We start from the raw sequence: 17,042 nt of genomic DNA, 5'->3' as shown, positions 1-17,042 counted from the left end.
ATGTCCGCATACAATGATTTGATGGCGTTTGACCGAGAAACACAGGCCTTGGCCCAAATCGCGGGACGCCTCGGGTGGGACCAAGAGACGATGATGCCGCGTGGCGCGGTTGAGCAACGTGGCGAGGAGTTTGCCGCCCTTGAGGGTGTGCTACACGCCCGCCGTGTGGACCCGCGCATTGGCGAATGGCTTGCCGCGATTGACTCGGATGCACTCGATGCTGTCGGACAAGCCAACCTGCGCCATATCTCGCGCTCTTACGCCCGCAACACCAAAGTGCCCGCACGTCTCGCATCTGAATTGGCCCGCGTAACATCCATGGCGCAAGGCGTCTGGGCTCAGGCACGTGCGGCAGAGGATTTCGCCGCTTTTGCGCCCACCTTTGAAGAGGTCGTGCGCCTGCGCCGCGAAGAGGCTGCGGCTTTGCAGGAGGGGACGGAGTTTGATCTGTGGGATGCGCTGCACCAAGATTATGAACCCGGCTCGTCTGGTGCAGACCTCGACGCGATGTTCGGCGCTTTGCGTCCGCGCCTTGTGGCTCTGCGTGACAAAATCATGGGCGCGGATCAGCCCAAGGGCGTAAGTGGATCGTTTGACGAGGCGGCGCAACTCGCGCTCTCCACCGAGATTGCCAAAACCTTCGGCTATGATTTCAACCTCGGGCGGATTGATAAGGCCGTTCACCCGTTCTCAAGCGGTTCTGGCCATGATGTGCGCATCACCACGCGCACCTCGGAAAATGACCCGTTCAACTGTCTGTATTCCACCATCCATGAAGTGGGTCACGCCTGCTACGAACAAAATATCTCCGACGACTATCTGCTGACGCCTCTGGGCGCTGGCGTGTCGATGGGCGTGCATGAAAGCCAGTCGCGGATTTATGAAAACCAGTTGGGCCGCTCGCAAGCCTTCACCTCCTACCTTTACGGACGGATGCGTGATGTGTTCGGTGATTTCGGGATCGACAGCGAAGCGGGCTTTTTCGCCGCTGTGAACCGCGTCACCAAAGGCTTCATCCGCACCGAGAGCGATGAGGTCCAATATAACCTGCACGTCTTGCTGCGCTTCGATCTGGAGCGCCAGATCATCTCCGGTGATCTCGAAGTCGCGGATCTGCCCGAAGCATGGGACGCGCGGTTCGAGGCCGATTTCGGCTATAAGGTCGACAAGATTTCCAACGGCTGTTTGCAAGATGTCCATTGGCCCGTTGGCCTGTTCGGCTACTTCCCGACCTATTCGCTCGGCAACGTCTATGCAGGCTGTTTGCACCAAGCGATGCGGTCGGCGCTTCCCGATCTCGACGCGCAGTTGGCGCAGGGCAACACGGGAGCGGCGACGGCTTGGCTCGGTCAGAACCTGCAACAGTTCGGCGGGCTGCGTGAGCCACGCGATACCATTGAGCACGCCTGTGGCTTTGCGCCCTCGGAAGCGCCGCTTCTGACCTATCTCGAAGAGAAATTCGGCGCGATTTACGGATTCTAATCTATGGCCCTGGTTATGGATAAAGCGGCCATTGAGGCCTTTATGGCGCAAGAGTTTGCGCAGGTCGCTGATGTCCTGAGCGTCCATGAGGTGCGTGAGGACTGCGTGACACTCAAACTCATCCCCACCGAGGCGCATTTGCGTCCGGGTGGGACGGTGTCGGGCCCGTCGATGTTCATGTTGGCCGATGTGGCGCTGTATTTTGCGATCCTGTCGCGCATTGGCCCTGTGGCCTTGGCCGTGACCACCAATGCGCACATTGATTTTATGCGCAAACCCGAAGGCGGCGAACCGATCTATGGCGAGGCAACGATCCTGAAACTCGGACGCAATCTCGCAGTCGGGCAAGTGGCGATCAGGAACGCAGGCAGCGATGACGTGTTGGCGCAAGCCTCACTGACCTACGCCATCCCGCCGAAACGCTAGGCGCAATTTGCCGTGAACCACGGAGCGACCTGAGAGCGAATGAATGGCCAAAGGGCAGGGGCGCCCCGTGCAACCTTATCGCCCACACGCGTTTCGAGTTGCTCAAGTGTCACATCGTAGGCGCGCCATGACCCGCCGTCATTGGCCAGATTGTGCAGCACAGGTTGAGCGCGGTCGATGCTTTTGGCGTAAATCGCTGTTGATGTTTGCGCTGCTTCGAACTCTTCCCAAATGCGCCGCAGGGCCGCGCCTTCGCCATCAGGCAACAGGCCGAATAGACGATCAGCGGCTTTGATCTCGGCGGCCTCTTGGGCGGCTTGGGCTTCTGGTGTGACGGCGCCGTGGATCGGTGTGTCGCCTGCGTCGACTTCGACAATGTCGTGCAAGAGCATCATCTGGATCGCGCGGCCCAGATCAATTTCGGCGTGGGCATGGGTGAACAAGGTGAGCGCGTAGAGCATGACGTGCCACGAATGCTCCCCCGAATTTTCAGGGCGCGAGCCATCAAGGATCGGCGTGGCCCGCAGCACCAGTTTAAGACGATCCGCCTCACACCAGAACGCGAACCGTGCCTGCATCACAGGGTCAGTCGCGGAGCCCTCAAAGGCGGCTTTGGTAAAGGCGTAGAGGTCGGGCAGGATGGCTTCGGTCTTGGTGGCGCGCCCCTCTCTCAGGTTGCGCTCAACGATGCCGCGTTCTTCGTCCAACTGCTCGGGCGCGCCGATGCACTGCAACGCTGGGGCCAGAAAATCGATGGCTTTGGCATAGCGGGCGGTCGGCGTCTGCATCGCCTCGAATTCTTCCCACGTGGCGCGAAACGCAGCGCCTTGTTCCATTGGCAAAAGCCCATAGAGCCGATCCGCAGCAGCCGCCTCAAGAGCGGCCACGGAGGCGGGATCATGGGAAATATGGATCGGATGGTCGCCCGCGTCGATTTCCACCAGATCGTGCAGGATCAACATCTCAAGCACGCGGTTCAGATCGACATCGTCGGCGGCTAAGGGGGCGAAAACGAGGGCGGCCAGACAGGCGTGCCAACTGTGTTCGGCGGAATTCTCGAACCGCGAACGGTCCATGAGCTGATTGGCGCGCAGTACCGATTTGAGACTGTCCGCCTCCATCAGAAAGGCAAACTGTTGCTCTAGGCGGGGCTGCTGCGTGTCAGTATTCAATGTCGTCCTCTGGAGAAGGGGGCGGCGCAGTGGCGGCTTTCCCCTGTTTGGCTTCCGCAATGCGTTGGAGCAGATATTCACGCCCACGTTTTTCCGACAGACGCACACGGGCGGCGGTCAAGAATGCCTCCTGTGTGGTCATGGACCCCGCGCCGATCACCCGTGCGACGTCCTGAATCAACTGCTCGTCCTCGAACAGGTCCAAGGCCTCAATGGTGTCTTTGGCAAGGGCGTCGGCCAGATCTTCTGTGATACCCATAGAATACGGCTCCTTAGCGCGTGTTTTCCGTCAGGCGACGGCGCACATATCCGTCTACGTGGCCGATCATCTCGTCCATATGTGGATCTTCAAAGAAGTGGCCAGCGCCCTCAATCTCGGTGTGGGTGATGGTGATCCCTTTTTGCTCGTGCAGTTTGCCCACAAGCGTATCGGTGTCTTTGGGTGGGGCCACACGGTCGGCGGTGCCGTTGATGATCAGACCGCTCGACGGGCAGGGTGCCAGGAACGAGAAGTCATACATGTTGGCGGGTGGAGCTACAGAGATGAAGCCGGAAATCTCGGGGCGGCGCATCAGCAATTGCATACCGATCCACGCGCCAAAGGAGAAGCCCGCAACCCAGCAATGTTTTGCGTTCGGGTTCAGTGATTGCAGGTAATCAAGCGCGGAGGCCGCATCTGACAGCTCGCCAACCCCTTGGTCGTATTCACCCTGAGAGCGGCCCACGCCACGGAAATTGAACCGCAGCACGGTGAAGCCCATGTTGTGGAAAGCGTAGTGCAAATTGTAGACGACGCGGTTGTTCATCGTGCCGCCAAATTGCGGATGTGGATGAAGGATGATCGCAATTGGCGCATCTTTTTCGCGTTGCGGGTGGTATCGGCCTTCCAGACGGCCTTCTGGGCCGGGAAAAATTACTTCGGGCATGTCGGTCCCTGTCTCCTCATGTCGTCCCATGTGCGGCGCATGTTATATGCGGTAGGGACGTGCCATATCGGCATATGCTTTTGCACTCGTGTCTGCTGATGAACCGCTTTATAGTTGACGAAATTGCTCAGGTTATTTAGAAGCGTTCTAAATAGTCTGATGTCGTCCGTCTAGGTCCGGCGCAGGATGTTAATCAGGTAAGGGGCCATGTCGCTTACGTCAATGTTTTTGCGCCGAATTTTGCGTTCAAGAGACCAGATTCGGCACAAGCATGGTCAATGAGTGCTTTTGGACGGTGCAATGGTCGGGTTTTGGCTTCGAGTGTTGCGCATTTTGACACAAAAATCGCGCGACCTGAGAAAGGTCAAGGCGCGGATGGGAGATGCGGACGTAAGTCGGCGTTGAATGTGACGCAGTTTAGGATGGGTTTGGAATGAAACTTTCGACAAAAGGCCGTTACGCGATGGTCGCCCTCACAGATTTGGCGCTGCTAAACGAGGGGCAACTGTTGTCCCTCGCAGAGATATCCAAGCGTCAGGATATTTCCTTGCCCTATCTGGAGCAACTGTTCGTCAAACTGCGTCGCGCCGAATTGGTCGCCTCTGTGCGTGGTCCAGGAGGCGGGTACAAATTGGCGCGCCCCGCGTCGGAAATCCGCGTGTCCGATATTCTGTCGGCAGTCGATGAGACGGTGTCAGCCATGCACACGGGTGCGGGTGCCTCCGGTGGTATTTCGGGAAGTCGTGCGCAATCCATGACCAACCGTCTTTGGGAAGGCCTCTCCGCGCATGTCTACGTGTTCTTGCACCAGACCCGTTTGGCCGATGTGGTGCAAAACGAATTGCGCCCATGCCCTGCGGTGCCGCACCTGTTCGAAGTGGTGGACGAAGAGCCAGCCGCTCCCGCGTCCTAAGTTGAAAGTCGCCTCTTGAAAACCTTGCGCACATATCTTGATTACAACGCGACCGCGCCCTTGGCGCAGGTGGCGCGTGACGCCATGATTGCGGCGATGGACGTCGTCGGGAATCCGTCCTCCGTCCATGCCGAAGGACGAGCGGCGAAGGGGATTATGGAGCGGGCGCGTGGTCAAGTGGCCGAGGCGTTTGGTGCCTCAGGTGCGGATATTGTGTTTACCTCTGGGGCGACGGAAGCGGCGGCTCTGGCGATGACGGGACGCGACTTGCATTGTGCGGATGTTGAACATGAGGCGGTATCCTCATGGGGTGTGCGTGATCTTGCGGTGGATGAATTTGGCGCTGTAACCGTTTCAAAACCCGAGAAAAGTTCTGTTCAACTTGCCAACTCCGAGACGGGAATAGTCCAGACACTACCCGACGGTCTCGCCGTGGTGGATGCCACGCAAGGCTTCGGGAAACTGCCTGTCGCGTTCAACTGGCTTGGCTGCGATATGGCGCTCATCTCGGCGCATAAAATCGGCGGCCCCAAAGGGGTTGGTGCCTTGGTTCTCAAACAAGGTCTGGATGTCGAGGCGCGTATTCGCGGCGGCGGTCAGGAAATGGGGCGGCGCTCTGGGACAGAAAACCTGATCGGCATCGCGGGATTTGGCGCGGCGGCAGAGGCTGCGGCGCAACAGCTTGCCGATGGGGTCTGGGAGCCTGTGGCTCAATTGCGCGATCATTTGGAAGCGCATCTTGAGAGTGAGACGCGCGGAGCCATATGTGTAGGGAAGGGGCAGACGCGTCTGCCCAACACGATGTGTCTGATCACGCCCGACTGGAAGGGCGAGACACAGGTGATGCAGATGGATTTGGCAGGTTTTGCGGTCAGCGCAGGGTCGGCCTGTTCCAGTGGCAAGGTCAAGGCGTCCCGCGTCTTGCGTGCAATGGGATATTCCGAAAGTGAGGCGTCCTGTGCCATGCGTGTATCGCTTGGTCCCGAGACGACAATGGATGAGATTGAGCGGTTTGCCGAGGCTTGGCTTGCCGCATATGCCCGTAAAAAACGGGCGGCATAAGATAAACGACGGGGCCAAATAGCGCCTCGAGATACGCACATGAAGGAGACATCCAAATGGTGGATGACGTTCAGGTCAAAGACGGTGTTGAAGAAGAAACCGTGGCAGCCGTACAGGCGCTTGCGGGCACCTATAAATACGGTTGGGAAACCGACATCGAAATGGATTATGCGCCCAAAGGTCTCAATGAGGACATTGTGCGTTTGATTTCGGCCAAGAACGAAGAGCCTGAATGGATGTTGGAGTGGCGTCTTGAAGCCTTCCGCCGTTGGCTCACTCTGGAAGAGCCTGATTGGGCGATGATCGACTATCCCGAAATTGATTTTCAGGACCAGTATTATTACGCGCGTCCCAAATCTATGGAGATCAAACCAAAGTCTCTGGATGAGGTCGATCCCAAACTTTTGGCCACTTACGAAAAACTCGGTATCTCCCTGAAAGAGCAGATGATTTTGGCGGGTGTCGAGGGTGCCGGCAATGTGCCCGCAGACGGGGACAACTCCGAGCGCAAGGTCGCTGTGGATGCCGTGTTTGACTCTGTCTCTGTCGGTACTACTTTCAAAAAGGAACTCGAAAAAGCAGGCGTTATTTTCTGTTCGATCTCGGAAGCGATCAAAGAGCATCCCGAGTTGGTCAAAAAATACCTCGCCTCTGTGGTTCCTATTTCGGACAACTATTATGCGACGCTGAACTCGGCGGTCTTCTCGGACGGTTCGTTCGTTTACATCCCGCCAAACACGCGCTGCCCGATGGAACTGTCGACCTATTTCCGTATCAACGCGGAAAACACAGGCCAGTTCGAGCGCACGTTGATCATCGCCGACAAGGGCTCATTTGTGTCTTACCTTGAAGGCTGTACCGCCCCCAAACGCGACGTGGCGCAGTTGCACGCCGCCGTGGTCGAAATTGTCATCGAGGAAGATGCCGAGGTGAAATATTCCACCGTGCAGAACTGGTTCCCCGGCGATGAAGAGGGCAAGGGTGGCATCTATAACTTCGTAACCAAACGCGCAGATTGTCGCGGCGACCGCTCAAAGGTGATGTGGACACAGGTCGAAACCGGCTCTGCTGTGACGTGGAAATACCCCTCGTGTATTCTGCGCGGGGATGACAGCCAAGGCGAGTTCTACTCCATCGCCATCACCAACAACATGCAGCAGGCCGACACAGGCACAAAGATGATCCACTTGGGCAAGAACACCAAGTCGCGGATCGTGTCCAAAGGTATCTCGGCGGGCAAGGCGCAAAACACCTACCGTGGTCAGGTGTCGATGCACCCCAAAGCCAAAAAATCGCGCAACTACACCCAGTGTGACAGCTTGCTGATCGGGTCGGACTGCGGGGCGCATACAGTCCCGTATATCGAGGTGAAAAACAACTCGAGCCGCGTCGAACACGAGGCCACCACCTCCAAGGTGGACGACGATCAGCTGTTCTATTGCCGCTCGCGCGGGATGGACGAGGAAGAGGCCGTGGCCTTGGTCGTCAACGGGTTCTGCAAAGACGTGTTGCAAGCCCTGCCAATGGAATTTGCGATGGAAGCACAACAGCTTGTCGCAATCTCCCTCGAAGGCTCCGTAGGCTAAGCCATGCAAGGGTTCTGGAGCAGCTCATATTTTCGCAGCGCGTGGGTGACGTCGGTGATCGCGGGACTTTTGTTCCCGTTCCTATCCGCGCTTATGCCGTCTGAGGCAGAGGCGTCCATGAGCTATCTTATGCGGGTGAATGACGGATTTTTGAGAACAGCGCTGTCTTTTGCGGCGGTGTTTCTGATCCTCCAACTGTTCTTTGCGCGATATCAGTACCTTCGGGTAAAGACGAAAGCCAACAGCAACAAGAAAGACGACACGCCATGACCCCTGATATGCTTCCCACACTGGCGCTCTCGACGATGGGCGTGGCCGTTGGCGTCTTTATTGGCGCACTGGTGGGCATCGCCATTTCCCGTCGCAATTCTGGGAGCAATCCCGATTGGCTGTTTCGCGGATCGGTCTATGCCACGGCGTTTCTCGCGTCGATGGGCGCTTGGTTCGTGGCCATCGTTCTGAAAGGGCTACTTGGTTAATTTTTCCATAATGTTGACACCTAATGTTCATATCTCGGGGATCTCCCTGCCTGAATATCGCCGCAATGAGGTGGTATTCGTCGGGCTGTGGGGTCGCGCGTTATATCATTGCAAGGGGTTTGAGTATGGAAAGGTCGCACCTGCGTTTTTACCAACGGTTGAACGCCACCGGACATCTGTCGAGGACGGAACTCCCTCTTGCTGGTCCGTCGAAAAACAGGACGTTTACCCGCAATCAGCACCTCGCCGCCATGCTCGAACGCCACGAGGAATTGCTCGGGCGCGCCAAACGCTCGAAATGGCGCCAAGATCCCGTCGCGGCGGTCGCACCGTTTCTGTCCGTGCTTCTGGCCTTTTCTATGGGCTGGATGGCAGCGATTATCGCGCTGTTTCTGCGGTTCCAACTGTCGGGACAGTCGGGCAGTACCTTGCATCCGGACATCGACCTGACGCTCAACATCGTTCTGGCTATCGCCGTCGCATTTTTGCTGCGCGAAGTGCTGTCGTTGTCCGCGGTCAAGCGGATGGGCGCACAGTTCGCGGGTATTCTGTTGGCGATCATGACCATGCACAACGTTGTACACGCGATGCCAACGCCCTTTGCGCGGCTGTTCTCACCTGCTTGGGTGACCAATGTGCAATCGACAACCGAGGCGGGCACGTTGCAGTTTCGCGGACACAGCTACCACATCTGATCGAGCCGGAAATCCGCGAGGCTTCCGCGACGTTAGCTAAAATTTTGTTAACATCGCCGCAGTCTCGTCCAATTTCGATCCCATTTGGCGGCCAAAGTGTAGTCCAACACGGGGATATCCCCCGAGCAGGAGTGCAAAAGCCTCATGGATATGACGCAAAAGACGCAGTTCACCGACCGTATCGCCCGCATTCAAGCGGGTGGCCCCAACACCTTCGGGACGGTCTATTGTGGTGTTCAAAACAGCAATGCCCCCAAGCGACAAAAGGTGAAGGTGACACAGGCCCAATCTCTGCAAGAACGCTCAGGGCCCTCCAAAATGAAATTGATGCGAGTAGGACTGCAATCAGGACTGATGAAAGTCAGTCTGCTGAGCGTACTCGTTGTCGGTTACATTCGCTACGTCGGCATCTAACGCCGTCACAGGCCATCCGTAACATCTGCGAGCGCGACACCGTGCCCGCAACCGCCACTCATACACAAAATACGCACAAAGCTGTTCGCCGATCCGATGGGATCGCGCGGACCGTTCTTCGTTGAAAGGATAAAACATGTTGGAAATCAAAAACCTGAACGTCAAACTTGAAGAAGAGGATAAGCAAATCCTCAAAGGCGTCAATTTGACTATCGGCGAAGGCGAAGTTCACGCCATCATGGGTCCGAACGGCTCAGGTAAATCCACAACCTCCTACGTTCTGTCGGGCCGCGATGGTTACGAGGTGACCGAAGGTTCCGTCACGATGGACGGGGTGGACCTGTTGGAACTGGAACCAGAAGAACGCGCGGCGGCGGGCATCTTCCTTGCCTTCCAATACCCTGTCGAGATTCCCGGCGTGGGGAACATGACCTTCTTGCGCACGGCTGTGAACGCGCAACGCAAAGCCCGTGGCGAAGAAGAACTGTCCGCAGGTGAATTCCTCAAAGTCGTTCGCGAAAAGGCCAAGAGCCTGAAGATCGACGCCGATATGCTCAAACGTCCCGTCAACGTCGGCTTTTCGGGCGGCGAGAAAAAGCGCAACGAAATTCTGCAGATGGCAATGCTTGAGCCAAAAGTCTGCGTTCTTGACGAGACAGATTCCGGTCTCGACGTGGACGCGATGAAACTGGTGGCCGAGGGTGTGAACGCGCTGCGCGATGGCAAACGCTCCTTCGTGGTTATTACCCACTACCAACGTCTTCTGGATTACATCAAACCCGACGTGGTGCACATCATGGCCGACGGCCGTATCATCAAATCGGGTGGGCCAGAACTGGCGCTTGAAGTCGAACACAATGGCTACGCCGATATTCTCAAAGACGAGGGGGTAGAGGCCTAATGAAACGCGCACAACAATTGCAACGCAAACTCGACGCAACGGCCGCGCGGGTTCAGGGCATGGCGATGCCGCAGGGCGCAGGATGGGCGAATGACGCCCGTCAAGACGCGCTCAACCGTCTGTTGTCTATGGGGCTGCCCGAAGGGCGTGACGAATACTGGCGTTGGACGCGCCCTGACACGCTGACGGCTGACACAGCCCCATCTGCCGCCGTGTTCGCCGATGATGACGCGCCAATGTTCGGTGCGATTGACCGGTTGAAAATTGTCTTTGTGGACGGTGTGTTCGACGCGGAGGCCTCCGATGATTTGACGGGTGAGAACCTTGAAATTATGTCTCTGGCTGATGCATTGGCGACCGACATTCATTGGGCGGCTGACCTCTACGGCAAGATCGAAATCAAATCGCAAACGCCCGTCGCACGTCCCTTGGCCACGATGAACACCGCCTTTGCGAGTGATGGCATGGTGATCCGCGCTACGGGTAAGGTCACGCGCCCCGTGAACCTGATTTACCTGCACACCTCCGAGACCTCGGATGCGATTTTGCACCATGTGATCAAGCTCGAAAAAGACGCCGAGCTGACCATTCTTGAAAACGGTCCTGCTGCTGCACGGTTCAACAAAACGATGGAAGTCGAGGTCGCTGATGGCGCGTCGTTCCACCATGTCCGCACCCAAGGCCGCGACCATGAACGTCGTGCGGTGACGCATCTGTTTGCGACACTTGGCCAAGAGAGCCGGTTGAAATCCTTTACCATGACCGCCAACGGTGTGCTGACGCGCAATGAGGTCTATCTGGAGATCAACGGCGACGACAGCGTTGCCCATGTGGCTGGCGCGGCAATGGGCGATGGTGAATTTCACCACGATGACACCGTGTTTATCACCCATGACGCCGAGCGCGGTGAAAGCCGTCAGGTGTTCAAAAAGGTGCTGCGCAACGGCGCCAAAGGCATTTTCCAAGGCAAGATCCTCGTCAAAGACGGCGCGCAGAAAACCGACGGCTACCAGATTTCTCAGGGTCTTTTGCTTGATGAAGACAGCCAGTTCCTCGCCAAGCCCGAGTTGGAGATTTACGCCGATGACGTGATCTGTAGCCACGGCTCTACGGTTGGGGCCATCGACGAGACCGCGTTGTTCTACATGCAGTCGCGCGGTGTATCGCGCAAAGATGCCACCAACCTGTTGACGCTGGCGTTTCTGGCCGAAGCCATTGACGAGATCGAGGACGCGGCGATTGCCGAGGATATCCTGTCCCGTCTCGAAGGCTGGCTTGCGCGGCACGGGAGCTGATCCTTGGGCGTTGCCGCTGACATCATTCGCACCTACCGCGCCCCTGGTGCGGTGGTGCGTCACCGCCTTGGCCCGACCGAGAACGAAGGCGGGGCCTTGGTCACGCTCATGCTCGCTTGCGGGCTGATCTTTGTGGCGCAATGGCCGCGTTTGTCGCGCGAGGCTTTCGTGACGGGCCAAGAGGTGCAGATGTTACTCGGCGGGGCGCTTTTGGCGTGGCTGTTTATGATGCCTTTGGTGTTCTACGTCTTGGCTGCTGTTTTGACGGCGGCTTTGAACCTGATGGGCGGCAAGGCCAGTGGCTATGAGGGGCGCATGGCGACCTTTTGGCCGCTCTTGGCCGCTTCACCGCTTTGGCTGTTGTGGGGGCTGACAATGGGCTTCATAGGGCAGGGGCCAGCGGCCACGATAACGGGCGCTCTGGCGCTTGTGGCCTTCTTGATATTTTGGGGGGCGGGCCTGCGAGAGGTCGCCTTTCCACGAGAAAGATAACCGATATGTTCGACGTTCAAAAAATACGAGCCGACTTCCCGATCCTTGCCCGCCAAGTGAACGGCCAGCCGTTGACCTATCTTGATAATGGCGCCTCCGCGCAAAAGCCGCAGGTGGTGATTGACGCCATCACCAAGGCCTACTCGGATGAATATGCCAATGTTCACCGTGGCTTACACTTTTTGTCCAACCTTGCGACCGACAAATACGAAGGCGTACGCGCCATTGTGCAGCGGTTCTTGAACGCAGGGTCCGAGGATGAAATCGTGTTCACCTCTGGCACCACCGAGGGCATCAATCTGGTGGCCTATGCGTGGGCGATGGAAAACCTGAAGGCAGGCGACGAGATTTTGCTCTCTACGCTTGAGCATCATGCCAACATTGTCCCGTGGCATTTCCTGCGAGAACGCATGGGCGTGACCCTCAAATGGGTGGATGCCGAGGCTGATGGGTCGCTCGACGCGGATAAGGTCATCGCCGCGATGACGGCCTCCACAAAGCTGGTAGCAGTCACCCATATGTCCAACGTCACGGGGGCCAAGGTCGATGTGAAATCCATCTGTGCGGCGGCGCGTGCCCTCGGCATCGCCACGCTCGTCGATGGCAGTCAGGCCTCTGTGCATGGCCCTGTCGATGTGCAGGATTTGGGCTGTGATTTCTATCCGATCACGGGTCACAAACTCTATGGCCCAAGCGGGTCTGGTGCGATCTATATTCGTGCCGAACGCCAAGCCGAGATGCGTCCCTTCATGGGCGGTGGTGACATGATTGATGTGGTGACAAAAGACACCGTCACCTACAACAAGCCGCCGATGAAGTTCGAGGCAGGTACCCCCGGTATCGTGCAAACCATCGGCATGGGTGTGGCGATTGACTATCTCATGGGCATCGGCATGGACAATATCGCCGCCTATGAGGCCACACTGGCCAGCTATGCAACCGAACGGCTGCAAGGGCTGAACTGGCTCAGTGTTCAGGGGACAAGTGTCGGTAAAGGCGCGATTTATTCGTTCACGATGGAGGGTGCACATGCGCACGACCTCTCAACCGTGCTTGATAAAAAGGGCGTTGCGGTCCGCGCGGGGCATCACTGCGCACAGCCCTTGATGGCGCAATTCGGTGTCTCGGCCACCTGCCGCGCGTCGTTTGCGATGTACAACACCACAGAGGAGGTCGATCGTCTGATCGAGGCCTTGGAGTTGTGTCGTGAGTTCTTTGCCTAAATGAGATGTCGCGGCGCGGTCAAAACGGATTGCGCCGCCGCTTTCGGTGTCCTATAGACGCCCGTGCGCACCCATAGCTCAGCTGGATAGAGCGCTGCCCTCCGAAGGCAGAGGCCGCAGGTTCGAATCCTGCTGGGTGCACCAAACACTCCTCCCCACGTCCTCCATATATTTTGGACTGTAGCTTATCACTGTCCCGCGCAGCAAAGCCCCATTTGCGCTAGATCAAAGCACATCTCCATCAAAAATCATTCAATGATGTGAATGTGTTTCGCACGCGATTGCGCGAGTCGTCTGCGTGAAGGAGGGCTATATGCACACGCACTGGCTAAAATCAGGTCTCGTTGCCGCCTTTGCGGCCATCACCACAATGGCGGGTGAGGCACAGGCGCAAGAGGCGTCGGAATCGGTTGTCACCCCAATGGCCTCATGGGCAGGGACCACTGCGGATCACTCCAAATTCAAAATCCTGCAAAAGCCCTTTGCCAGCGGTCCCGAGGTGACAGAGGCCTGTATCACCTGTCACACCGAGGCCGATGACCAAGCCATGCACTCGATCCACTTCGAGTGGAGTTTCGAGAATGAAGCCACAGGGCAGACGCTCGGAAAATCCAAAGTCATAAACGCGTTTTGTGGCAACGTTGTGGGCAATGAGGCGCGATGCACCTCCTGTCACGCGGGCTACGGATGGGACGACATGACCCAACCCGCGCCGCAACAATCCTCGGCTGTGGACTGTTTGGTCTGTCACGACCAATCGGGCCAATACACCAAACTCGCCACGGGCGCGGGGCATCCGCCTCTTGGCGATGACGTCACTGGGCAGACCATCACAGGGGAGAAGGCGTGGGCCGTGGACCTGATGGAATCGGCGCAAAGCGTCGGCATGCCTGACCGCGACAACTGTGGTCAGTGCCACTTCTATGGCGGTGGCGGTGATAACGTAAAACACGGCGATCTGTCCTCCGCGCTCTTTGATCCCGACATTCACACTGATGTGCATATGTCCAAAGACGGGGCCAATATGGTCTGTTCCGATTGCCACGTTGAGGAAGATCACGCATGGGCGGGCTCGCGTTATTTGCTAGATGCCAAAGATGAGATCGGCACAGGCAAACCCGGAGAGAGGCGCGATGCGGCGTCCTGCGAAAGCTGTCACGGGGTCGAGCCTCACCCGATTAATATCAAGGGCGTCAAGCTGAACGATCACGTCGACAAAGTCGCCTGTCAGACCTGTCATATTCCATCCTTTGCCCGTGGCGGTGTCGCGACCAAGACCTTCTGGGATTGGTCCACAGCAGGGCGGTTGAACGAAGCGGGCAATCCGATTGCCGAGCATAACTTCATCCAAAGCGATGGCGCTGAATTGCACACCTACCTGTCGACCAAGGGCGATTTCAAATGGGGCGAGAACGTCACGCCTTATTACGCATGGTTCAACGGCGCGATTGAATACACACTGCCCGAGGAGACAATTGACCCGAGCCAGGTGGTCGAGATCAACAAGGTTCTCGGCACACCCGATGGCGAAGACAGCCGCATCTGGCCGTTCAAACAGATGATCGGTCGTCAGGCCTATGACGCGGGCTTCAACAAACTGGCCTATAGCCATGTGTGGGGACCAACCACGGACACCGCGTTTTGGACCAACTTCGATTGGGGCAAAGCCATCGAGGCAGGGATGAAAGCGGCGGGTTCGGAGTATTCGGGCGAGTTCGGGTTCATCGACACACATATGTATTGGCCGATCACCCACATGGTCGCGCCATCCGAGGAAGCTGTTGATTGTGCCGAGTGCCACGTGGAAAACGGGCGCCTTGCGGGGATCACAGGTGTTGTCATGCCCGGCACCGATTCAGGGTCCATCGTCGGACAACTGGGGCGGCTGCTCGTGCTTCTGACCCTTTTGGGTGTTGCGGGGCACGGTATTTTACGCCTGATCTCGCGCGGCAAATCCACGTCTCACACGGGAGGGACAGAGCTATGACCAAACGTATTGTAAAAGTCTATCCGCGCTTTGAGCGGGCATGGCACTGGGTTCAGGCATTGTTGATCGGGGTGCTATTGCTCACGGGTTTGGGCCTCAATGGCGTGCATCATCTGATCCCTTTTGGTCCAGCCGTGATGTTGCACACCATCGCCGCACTCGTGCTTTTGGTGGTCTGGGTTTTTGCGACATTCTGGCTGTTCACGACAGGCACATGGCGGCAGTTCATCCCGAAAATCGAGGGGATGTTGGAAACGGCCCGCTACTATGCCTATGGCATCTTCAAGGGTGAAGAGGCTCCCTATAAGAAGGTGTTCTGGCGCAAGCATAACCCGCTGCAAGCGGCGACCTATTTCGGTCTGAAGTGGTTTGTGTTTCCCGCTATCTGGGTCTCCGGCATCATCTACCTGACCTATAATTTCTGGGATAGTGGATCGGATGCGACGCTGATTTTACAAGTGGTGCGTAATATCCACCTGTTGGCGGCCTATGTCATCTTGGCCTTTATCATTGTTCACGTTTACCTGCTGACCACGGGTCACGGGTTTCGCGCACATGTCAAACCGATGGTCACGGGTTACGACGAGATTGATCTCACGCCTGCACAGGAAGCCTATCTGGAAGCCAACGAGCCAAATCGGTTGAAACCCGTCACACCCGCCGAATAGAGGAGCGGGTAGGGGAATTGACAAAGGGCGGCCTCATGGGGCCGCCCTTTTTGTCGTCACTTGATGCGCGGATACCGTGCCTTCGCAATTGTTGCGGGTATGGACCTGATAAGGCCCCATAGAAAAAGGCACCCGAAGGTGCCTCACTGTCGTTTCTCGATGTGTCGGTCGGTTACCCGTTCCATGAGCGGACAACGCCGCAATCCATGTGAACAAAGTTGGAGCCGCGATATTTGCCAACGCCACCTGCGGAACATTGTTGTGCGGCTTGGGCCATCTGATTGACCGAACGCGACTTGAGACGCAGATCGGCAGCTTGGCCTTTCATGTGGAGCGAATTCTTGGCCACACCACGCGAACGGGCGCGCAACATCGCATTGGTTTCAGGGGAGCGGTAGCCAGACAACAGCATGTAAGGCTCGTTCACGTCCATCAACCCATGTGCCGCCGCCATAATGTCGACGGTGCGGGCATCAATTGATTTGAGTTTGTTGTTGCGCCAATCGCGCATGAAGTAGGTCACTTCTTTCAAGGCGTCTTGGATATACTCGCCTTCGATCCAGTAGATCGTGTCAATGCTTTCGCCAGTGCGTCCCGAATACATCCGGATGCGGCGAATATCGCCAGAGCCGCGAAGGAATCCCGCGGCGTTGGCATAAACTGGAGCTGCCGAAAGGGTAGCTGCTGCGAATCCGCGCAAAACTCCGCGCCGTGTAATCACGTTAGAACCATTTTTCGTCATATCTATCAGCGTCCCGTCGCTTACCTTAAGTCCCGCCTCACGCGGCTGTCTTTTACAGCGTCGCTTATTGCGACATTCTTAACCGTATTTCCCACCACCACTTTGATCCGCATCAGTTTTGCGTAAATTATGGTCTCGGCGGGAACCGACATGGCAGTGTCGGCGTTTCCCTTTTGGTTCTGCGCCTTTGGCGTCTCGAACCGTGGGAACCTTATGGCACGAAGTGATTCTTCAACCAAGCCACAGTTTTCCCAGATTCCTTAAATCGTCAAAAATCGGCAGGAATTTGCGCACTTCGTGAGGTGTGCGGGGCTTTGGTGTGGTTAAAATTTGACGAATTTTCCCGATATCGCAATGCTTTAGCCGCGATTCAATCTCTCTGTTATGCAAGGGCGCGTATATTCAATGCGTCAAGTGCTTAGTCCCACATCGGTCCGTATTGCGCCTATTCTGTGACCAAAGGGACAGCATCACGCGGATGTTGGGTGGATTAGGGAGGTTGGGACTTCACGGGGATAGGCTTTTTCGGCTACGCTTCCCTGATCTGTTATTCACGTTACCGCTGACATTACTTGGGGG

General features: G+C 57.0%; 19 protein-coding genes and 1 tRNA gene. 16 read left to right on the top strand and 4 right to left on the bottom strand.

Annotation, left to right across the window (positions count from 1 at the left end; genetic code table 11):
- Positions 1–1,482 (top strand): carboxypeptidase M32, encoded by a 1,482-nt coding sequence (locus ACN0TS_RS07935; RefSeq protein ID WP_417258812.1) that lies wholly within the window; start codon positions 1–3, stop codon positions 1,480–1,482.
- Between the two features lie 3 nt (positions 1,483–1,485).
- Positions 1,486–1,908 (top strand): PaaI family thioesterase, encoded by a 423-nt coding sequence (locus ACN0TS_RS07930; protein WP_417258811.1) that lies wholly within the window; start codon positions 1,486–1,488, stop codon positions 1,906–1,908.
- Here ACN0TS_RS07930 and ACN0TS_RS07925 read toward each other — a convergent pair.
- The 3 genes from ACN0TS_RS07925 to ACN0TS_RS07915 are packed head-to-tail and all read right to left on the bottom strand — an operon-like array spanning position 1,905 to position 4,006.
- On the bottom strand, positions 1,905–3,080 hold the full coding sequence (locus tag ACN0TS_RS07925) for an HD domain-containing protein (RefSeq protein WP_417258810.1): 1,176 nt from the start codon (positions 3,078–3,080) through the stop codon (positions 1,905–1,907). The genes ACN0TS_RS07930 and ACN0TS_RS07925 overlap by 4 nt on opposite strands.
- Complete coding sequence (locus ACN0TS_RS07920; RefSeq protein WP_417258809.1) at positions 3,070–3,339, bottom strand: hypothetical protein; 270 nt, start codon at positions 3,337–3,339, stop codon at positions 3,070–3,072. Before ACN0TS_RS07920 ends, ACN0TS_RS07925 begins: the two co-directional genes overlap by 11 nt.
- Before the next feature lie 13 nt (positions 3,340–3,352).
- On the bottom strand, positions 3,353–4,006 hold the full coding sequence (locus ACN0TS_RS07915; protein WP_417258808.1) for an alpha/beta hydrolase: 654 nt from the start codon (positions 4,004–4,006) through the stop codon (positions 3,353–3,355).
- Positions 4,007–4,439: 433 nt separating this feature from the next.
- Here ACN0TS_RS07915 and ACN0TS_RS07910 point away from each other — a divergent pair, with 433 nt between their 5' ends.
- The 14 genes from ACN0TS_RS07910 (at position 4,440) to ACN0TS_RS07845 (ending at position 15,721) form a co-directional block, all read left to right on the top strand.
- Complete coding sequence (locus ACN0TS_RS07910) at positions 4,440–4,919, top strand: Rrf2 family transcriptional regulator (RefSeq protein ID WP_417258807.1); 480 nt, start codon at positions 4,440–4,442, stop codon at positions 4,917–4,919.
- Between the two features lie 15 nt (positions 4,920–4,934).
- Positions 4,935–5,981 carry a cysteine desulfurase family protein gene (locus ACN0TS_RS07905; RefSeq protein ID WP_417258806.1) on the top strand — a complete coding sequence of 349 codons (1,047 nt, stop codon included), beginning with the start codon at positions 4,935–4,937 and terminating at the stop codon, positions 5,979–5,981.
- Positions 5,982–6,037: 56 nt separating this feature from the next.
- Positions 6,038–7,567, top strand: coding sequence for a Fe-S cluster assembly protein SufB (sufB, locus tag ACN0TS_RS07900; RefSeq protein WP_417258805.1), 1,530 nt, complete (start codon positions 6,038–6,040; stop codon positions 7,565–7,567).
- A gap of 117 nt (positions 7,568–7,684) precedes the next feature.
- Complete coding sequence (locus ACN0TS_RS07895; RefSeq protein WP_417258804.1) at positions 7,685–7,837, top strand: hypothetical protein; 153 nt, start codon at positions 7,685–7,687, stop codon at positions 7,835–7,837.
- Positions 7,834–8,046, top strand: a complete 213-nt coding sequence (locus tag ACN0TS_RS07890; RefSeq protein ID WP_417258803.1) for a hypothetical protein — start codon at positions 7,834–7,836, stop codon at positions 8,044–8,046. Before ACN0TS_RS07895 ends, ACN0TS_RS07890 begins: the two co-directional genes overlap by 4 nt.
- A 125-nt stretch (positions 8,047–8,171) precedes the next feature.
- Positions 8,172–8,741 carry a hypothetical protein gene (locus ACN0TS_RS07885; protein ID WP_417258802.1) on the top strand — a complete coding sequence of 190 codons (570 nt, stop codon included), beginning with the start codon at positions 8,172–8,174 and terminating at the stop codon, positions 8,739–8,741.
- A gap of 144 nt (positions 8,742–8,885) precedes the next feature.
- Positions 8,886–9,155 (top strand): hypothetical protein, encoded by a 270-nt coding sequence (locus tag ACN0TS_RS07880; protein ID WP_417258801.1) that lies wholly within the window; start codon positions 8,886–8,888, stop codon positions 9,153–9,155.
- A gap of 136 nt (positions 9,156–9,291) precedes the next feature.
- Positions 9,292–10,056 carry a Fe-S cluster assembly ATPase SufC gene (gene sufC / locus ACN0TS_RS07875; protein ID WP_417258800.1) on the top strand — a complete coding sequence of 255 codons (765 nt, stop codon included), beginning with the start codon at positions 9,292–9,294 and terminating at the stop codon, positions 10,054–10,056.
- Positions 10,056–11,351, top strand: coding sequence for a Fe-S cluster assembly protein SufD (sufD, locus tag ACN0TS_RS07870; RefSeq protein WP_417258799.1), 1,296 nt, complete (start codon positions 10,056–10,058; stop codon positions 11,349–11,351). The genes sufC and sufD overlap by 1 nt, the downstream gene beginning before the upstream one ends.
- A gap of 3 nt (positions 11,352–11,354) precedes the next feature.
- On the top strand, positions 11,355–11,843 hold the full coding sequence (locus ACN0TS_RS07865; RefSeq protein ID WP_417258798.1) for a YIP1 family protein: 489 nt from the start codon (positions 11,355–11,357) through the stop codon (positions 11,841–11,843).
- A 5-nt stretch (positions 11,844–11,848) separates the two neighbouring features.
- Positions 11,849–13,066, top strand: coding sequence for a cysteine desulfurase (locus ACN0TS_RS07860; protein WP_417258797.1), 1,218 nt, complete (start codon positions 11,849–11,851; stop codon positions 13,064–13,066).
- A gap of 67 nt (positions 13,067–13,133) precedes the next feature.
- A tRNA-Arg gene (locus ACN0TS_RS07855) sits at positions 13,134–13,210 on the top strand.
- 169 nt (positions 13,211–13,379) lie between these two features.
- The gene (locus tag ACN0TS_RS07850; protein WP_417258796.1) at positions 13,380–15,053 is read left to right on the top strand and encodes a tetrathionate reductase family octaheme c-type cytochrome; all 1,674 of its coding nucleotides are present in this window, start codon (positions 13,380–13,382) and stop codon (positions 15,051–15,053) included.
- Positions 15,050–15,721: a cytochrome b/b6 domain-containing protein gene (locus ACN0TS_RS07845; protein ID WP_417258795.1), complete on the top strand. Its 672-nt coding sequence runs from the start codon at positions 15,050–15,052 to the stop codon at positions 15,719–15,721. The genes ACN0TS_RS07850 and ACN0TS_RS07845 overlap by 4 nt, the downstream gene beginning before the upstream one ends.
- Before the next feature lie 172 nt (positions 15,722–15,893).
- On the opposite strand, the gene ACN0TS_RS07840 is transcribed toward ACN0TS_RS07845, so the two are convergent.
- Complete coding sequence (locus ACN0TS_RS07840; RefSeq protein WP_417258794.1) at positions 15,894–16,463, bottom strand: YcbK family protein; 570 nt, start codon at positions 16,461–16,463, stop codon at positions 15,894–15,896.
- Between the last annotated feature and the right edge of the window lie 579 nt (positions 16,464–17,042).

It is taken from the genome of Celeribacter sp., assembly GCF_048266405.1.
Taxonomy (GTDB): domain Bacteria; phylum Pseudomonadota; class Alphaproteobacteria; order Rhodobacterales; family Rhodobacteraceae; genus Celeribacter.
This window is presented reverse-complemented; position numbering and strand designations above follow the sequence as displayed.

Bases quoted from the DNA above. Each gene is read 5' to 3' on its own strand.
- sufB (WP_417258805.1), top strand. From the start codon at position 6,038: ATGGTGGATGACGTTCAGGTCAAAGACGGTGTTGAAGAAGAAACCGTG.
- ACN0TS_RS07850 (WP_417258796.1), top strand. From the start codon at position 13,380: ATGCACACGCACTGGCTAAAATCAGGTCTCGTTGCCGCCTTTGCGGCC.
- ACN0TS_RS07920 (WP_417258809.1), bottom strand. From the start codon at position 3,339: ATGGGTATCACAGAAGATCTGGCCGACGCCCTTGCCAAAGACACCATT.
- ACN0TS_RS07890 (WP_417258803.1), top strand. From the start codon at position 7,834: ATGACCCCTGATATGCTTCCCACACTGGCGCTCTCGACGATGGGCGTG.
- ACN0TS_RS07880 (WP_417258801.1), top strand. From the start codon at position 8,886: ATGGATATGACGCAAAAGACGCAGTTCACCGACCGTATCGCCCGCATT.
- ACN0TS_RS07860 (WP_417258797.1), top strand. From the start codon at position 11,849: ATGTTCGACGTTCAAAAAATACGAGCCGACTTCCCGATCCTTGCCCGC.
- ACN0TS_RS07840 (WP_417258794.1), bottom strand. From the start codon at position 16,463: ATGACGAAAAATGGTTCTAACGTGATTACACGGCGCGGAGTTTTGCGC.
- ACN0TS_RS07930 (WP_417258811.1), top strand. From the start codon at position 1,486: ATGGCCCTGGTTATGGATAAAGCGGCCATTGAGGCCTTTATGGCGCAA.
- ACN0TS_RS07915 (WP_417258808.1), bottom strand. From the start codon at position 4,006: ATGCCCGAAGTAATTTTTCCCGGCCCAGAAGGCCGTCTGGAAGGCCGA.
- ACN0TS_RS07845 (WP_417258795.1), top strand. From the start codon at position 15,050: ATGACCAAACGTATTGTAAAAGTCTATCCGCGCTTTGAGCGGGCATGG.
- ACN0TS_RS07935 (WP_417258812.1), top strand. From the start codon at position 1: ATGTCCGCATACAATGATTTGATGGCGTTTGACCGAGAAACACAGGCC.
- sufD (WP_417258799.1), top strand. From the start codon at position 10,056: ATGAAACGCGCACAACAATTGCAACGCAAACTCGACGCAACGGCCGCG.
- ACN0TS_RS07910 (WP_417258807.1), top strand. From the start codon at position 4,440: ATGAAACTTTCGACAAAAGGCCGTTACGCGATGGTCGCCCTCACAGAT.
- ACN0TS_RS07895 (WP_417258804.1), top strand. From the start codon at position 7,685: ATGAGCTATCTTATGCGGGTGAATGACGGATTTTTGAGAACAGCGCTG.
- sufC (WP_417258800.1), top strand. From the start codon at position 9,292: ATGTTGGAAATCAAAAACCTGAACGTCAAACTTGAAGAAGAGGATAAG.
- ACN0TS_RS07885 (WP_417258802.1), top strand. From the start codon at position 8,172: ATGGAAAGGTCGCACCTGCGTTTTTACCAACGGTTGAACGCCACCGGA.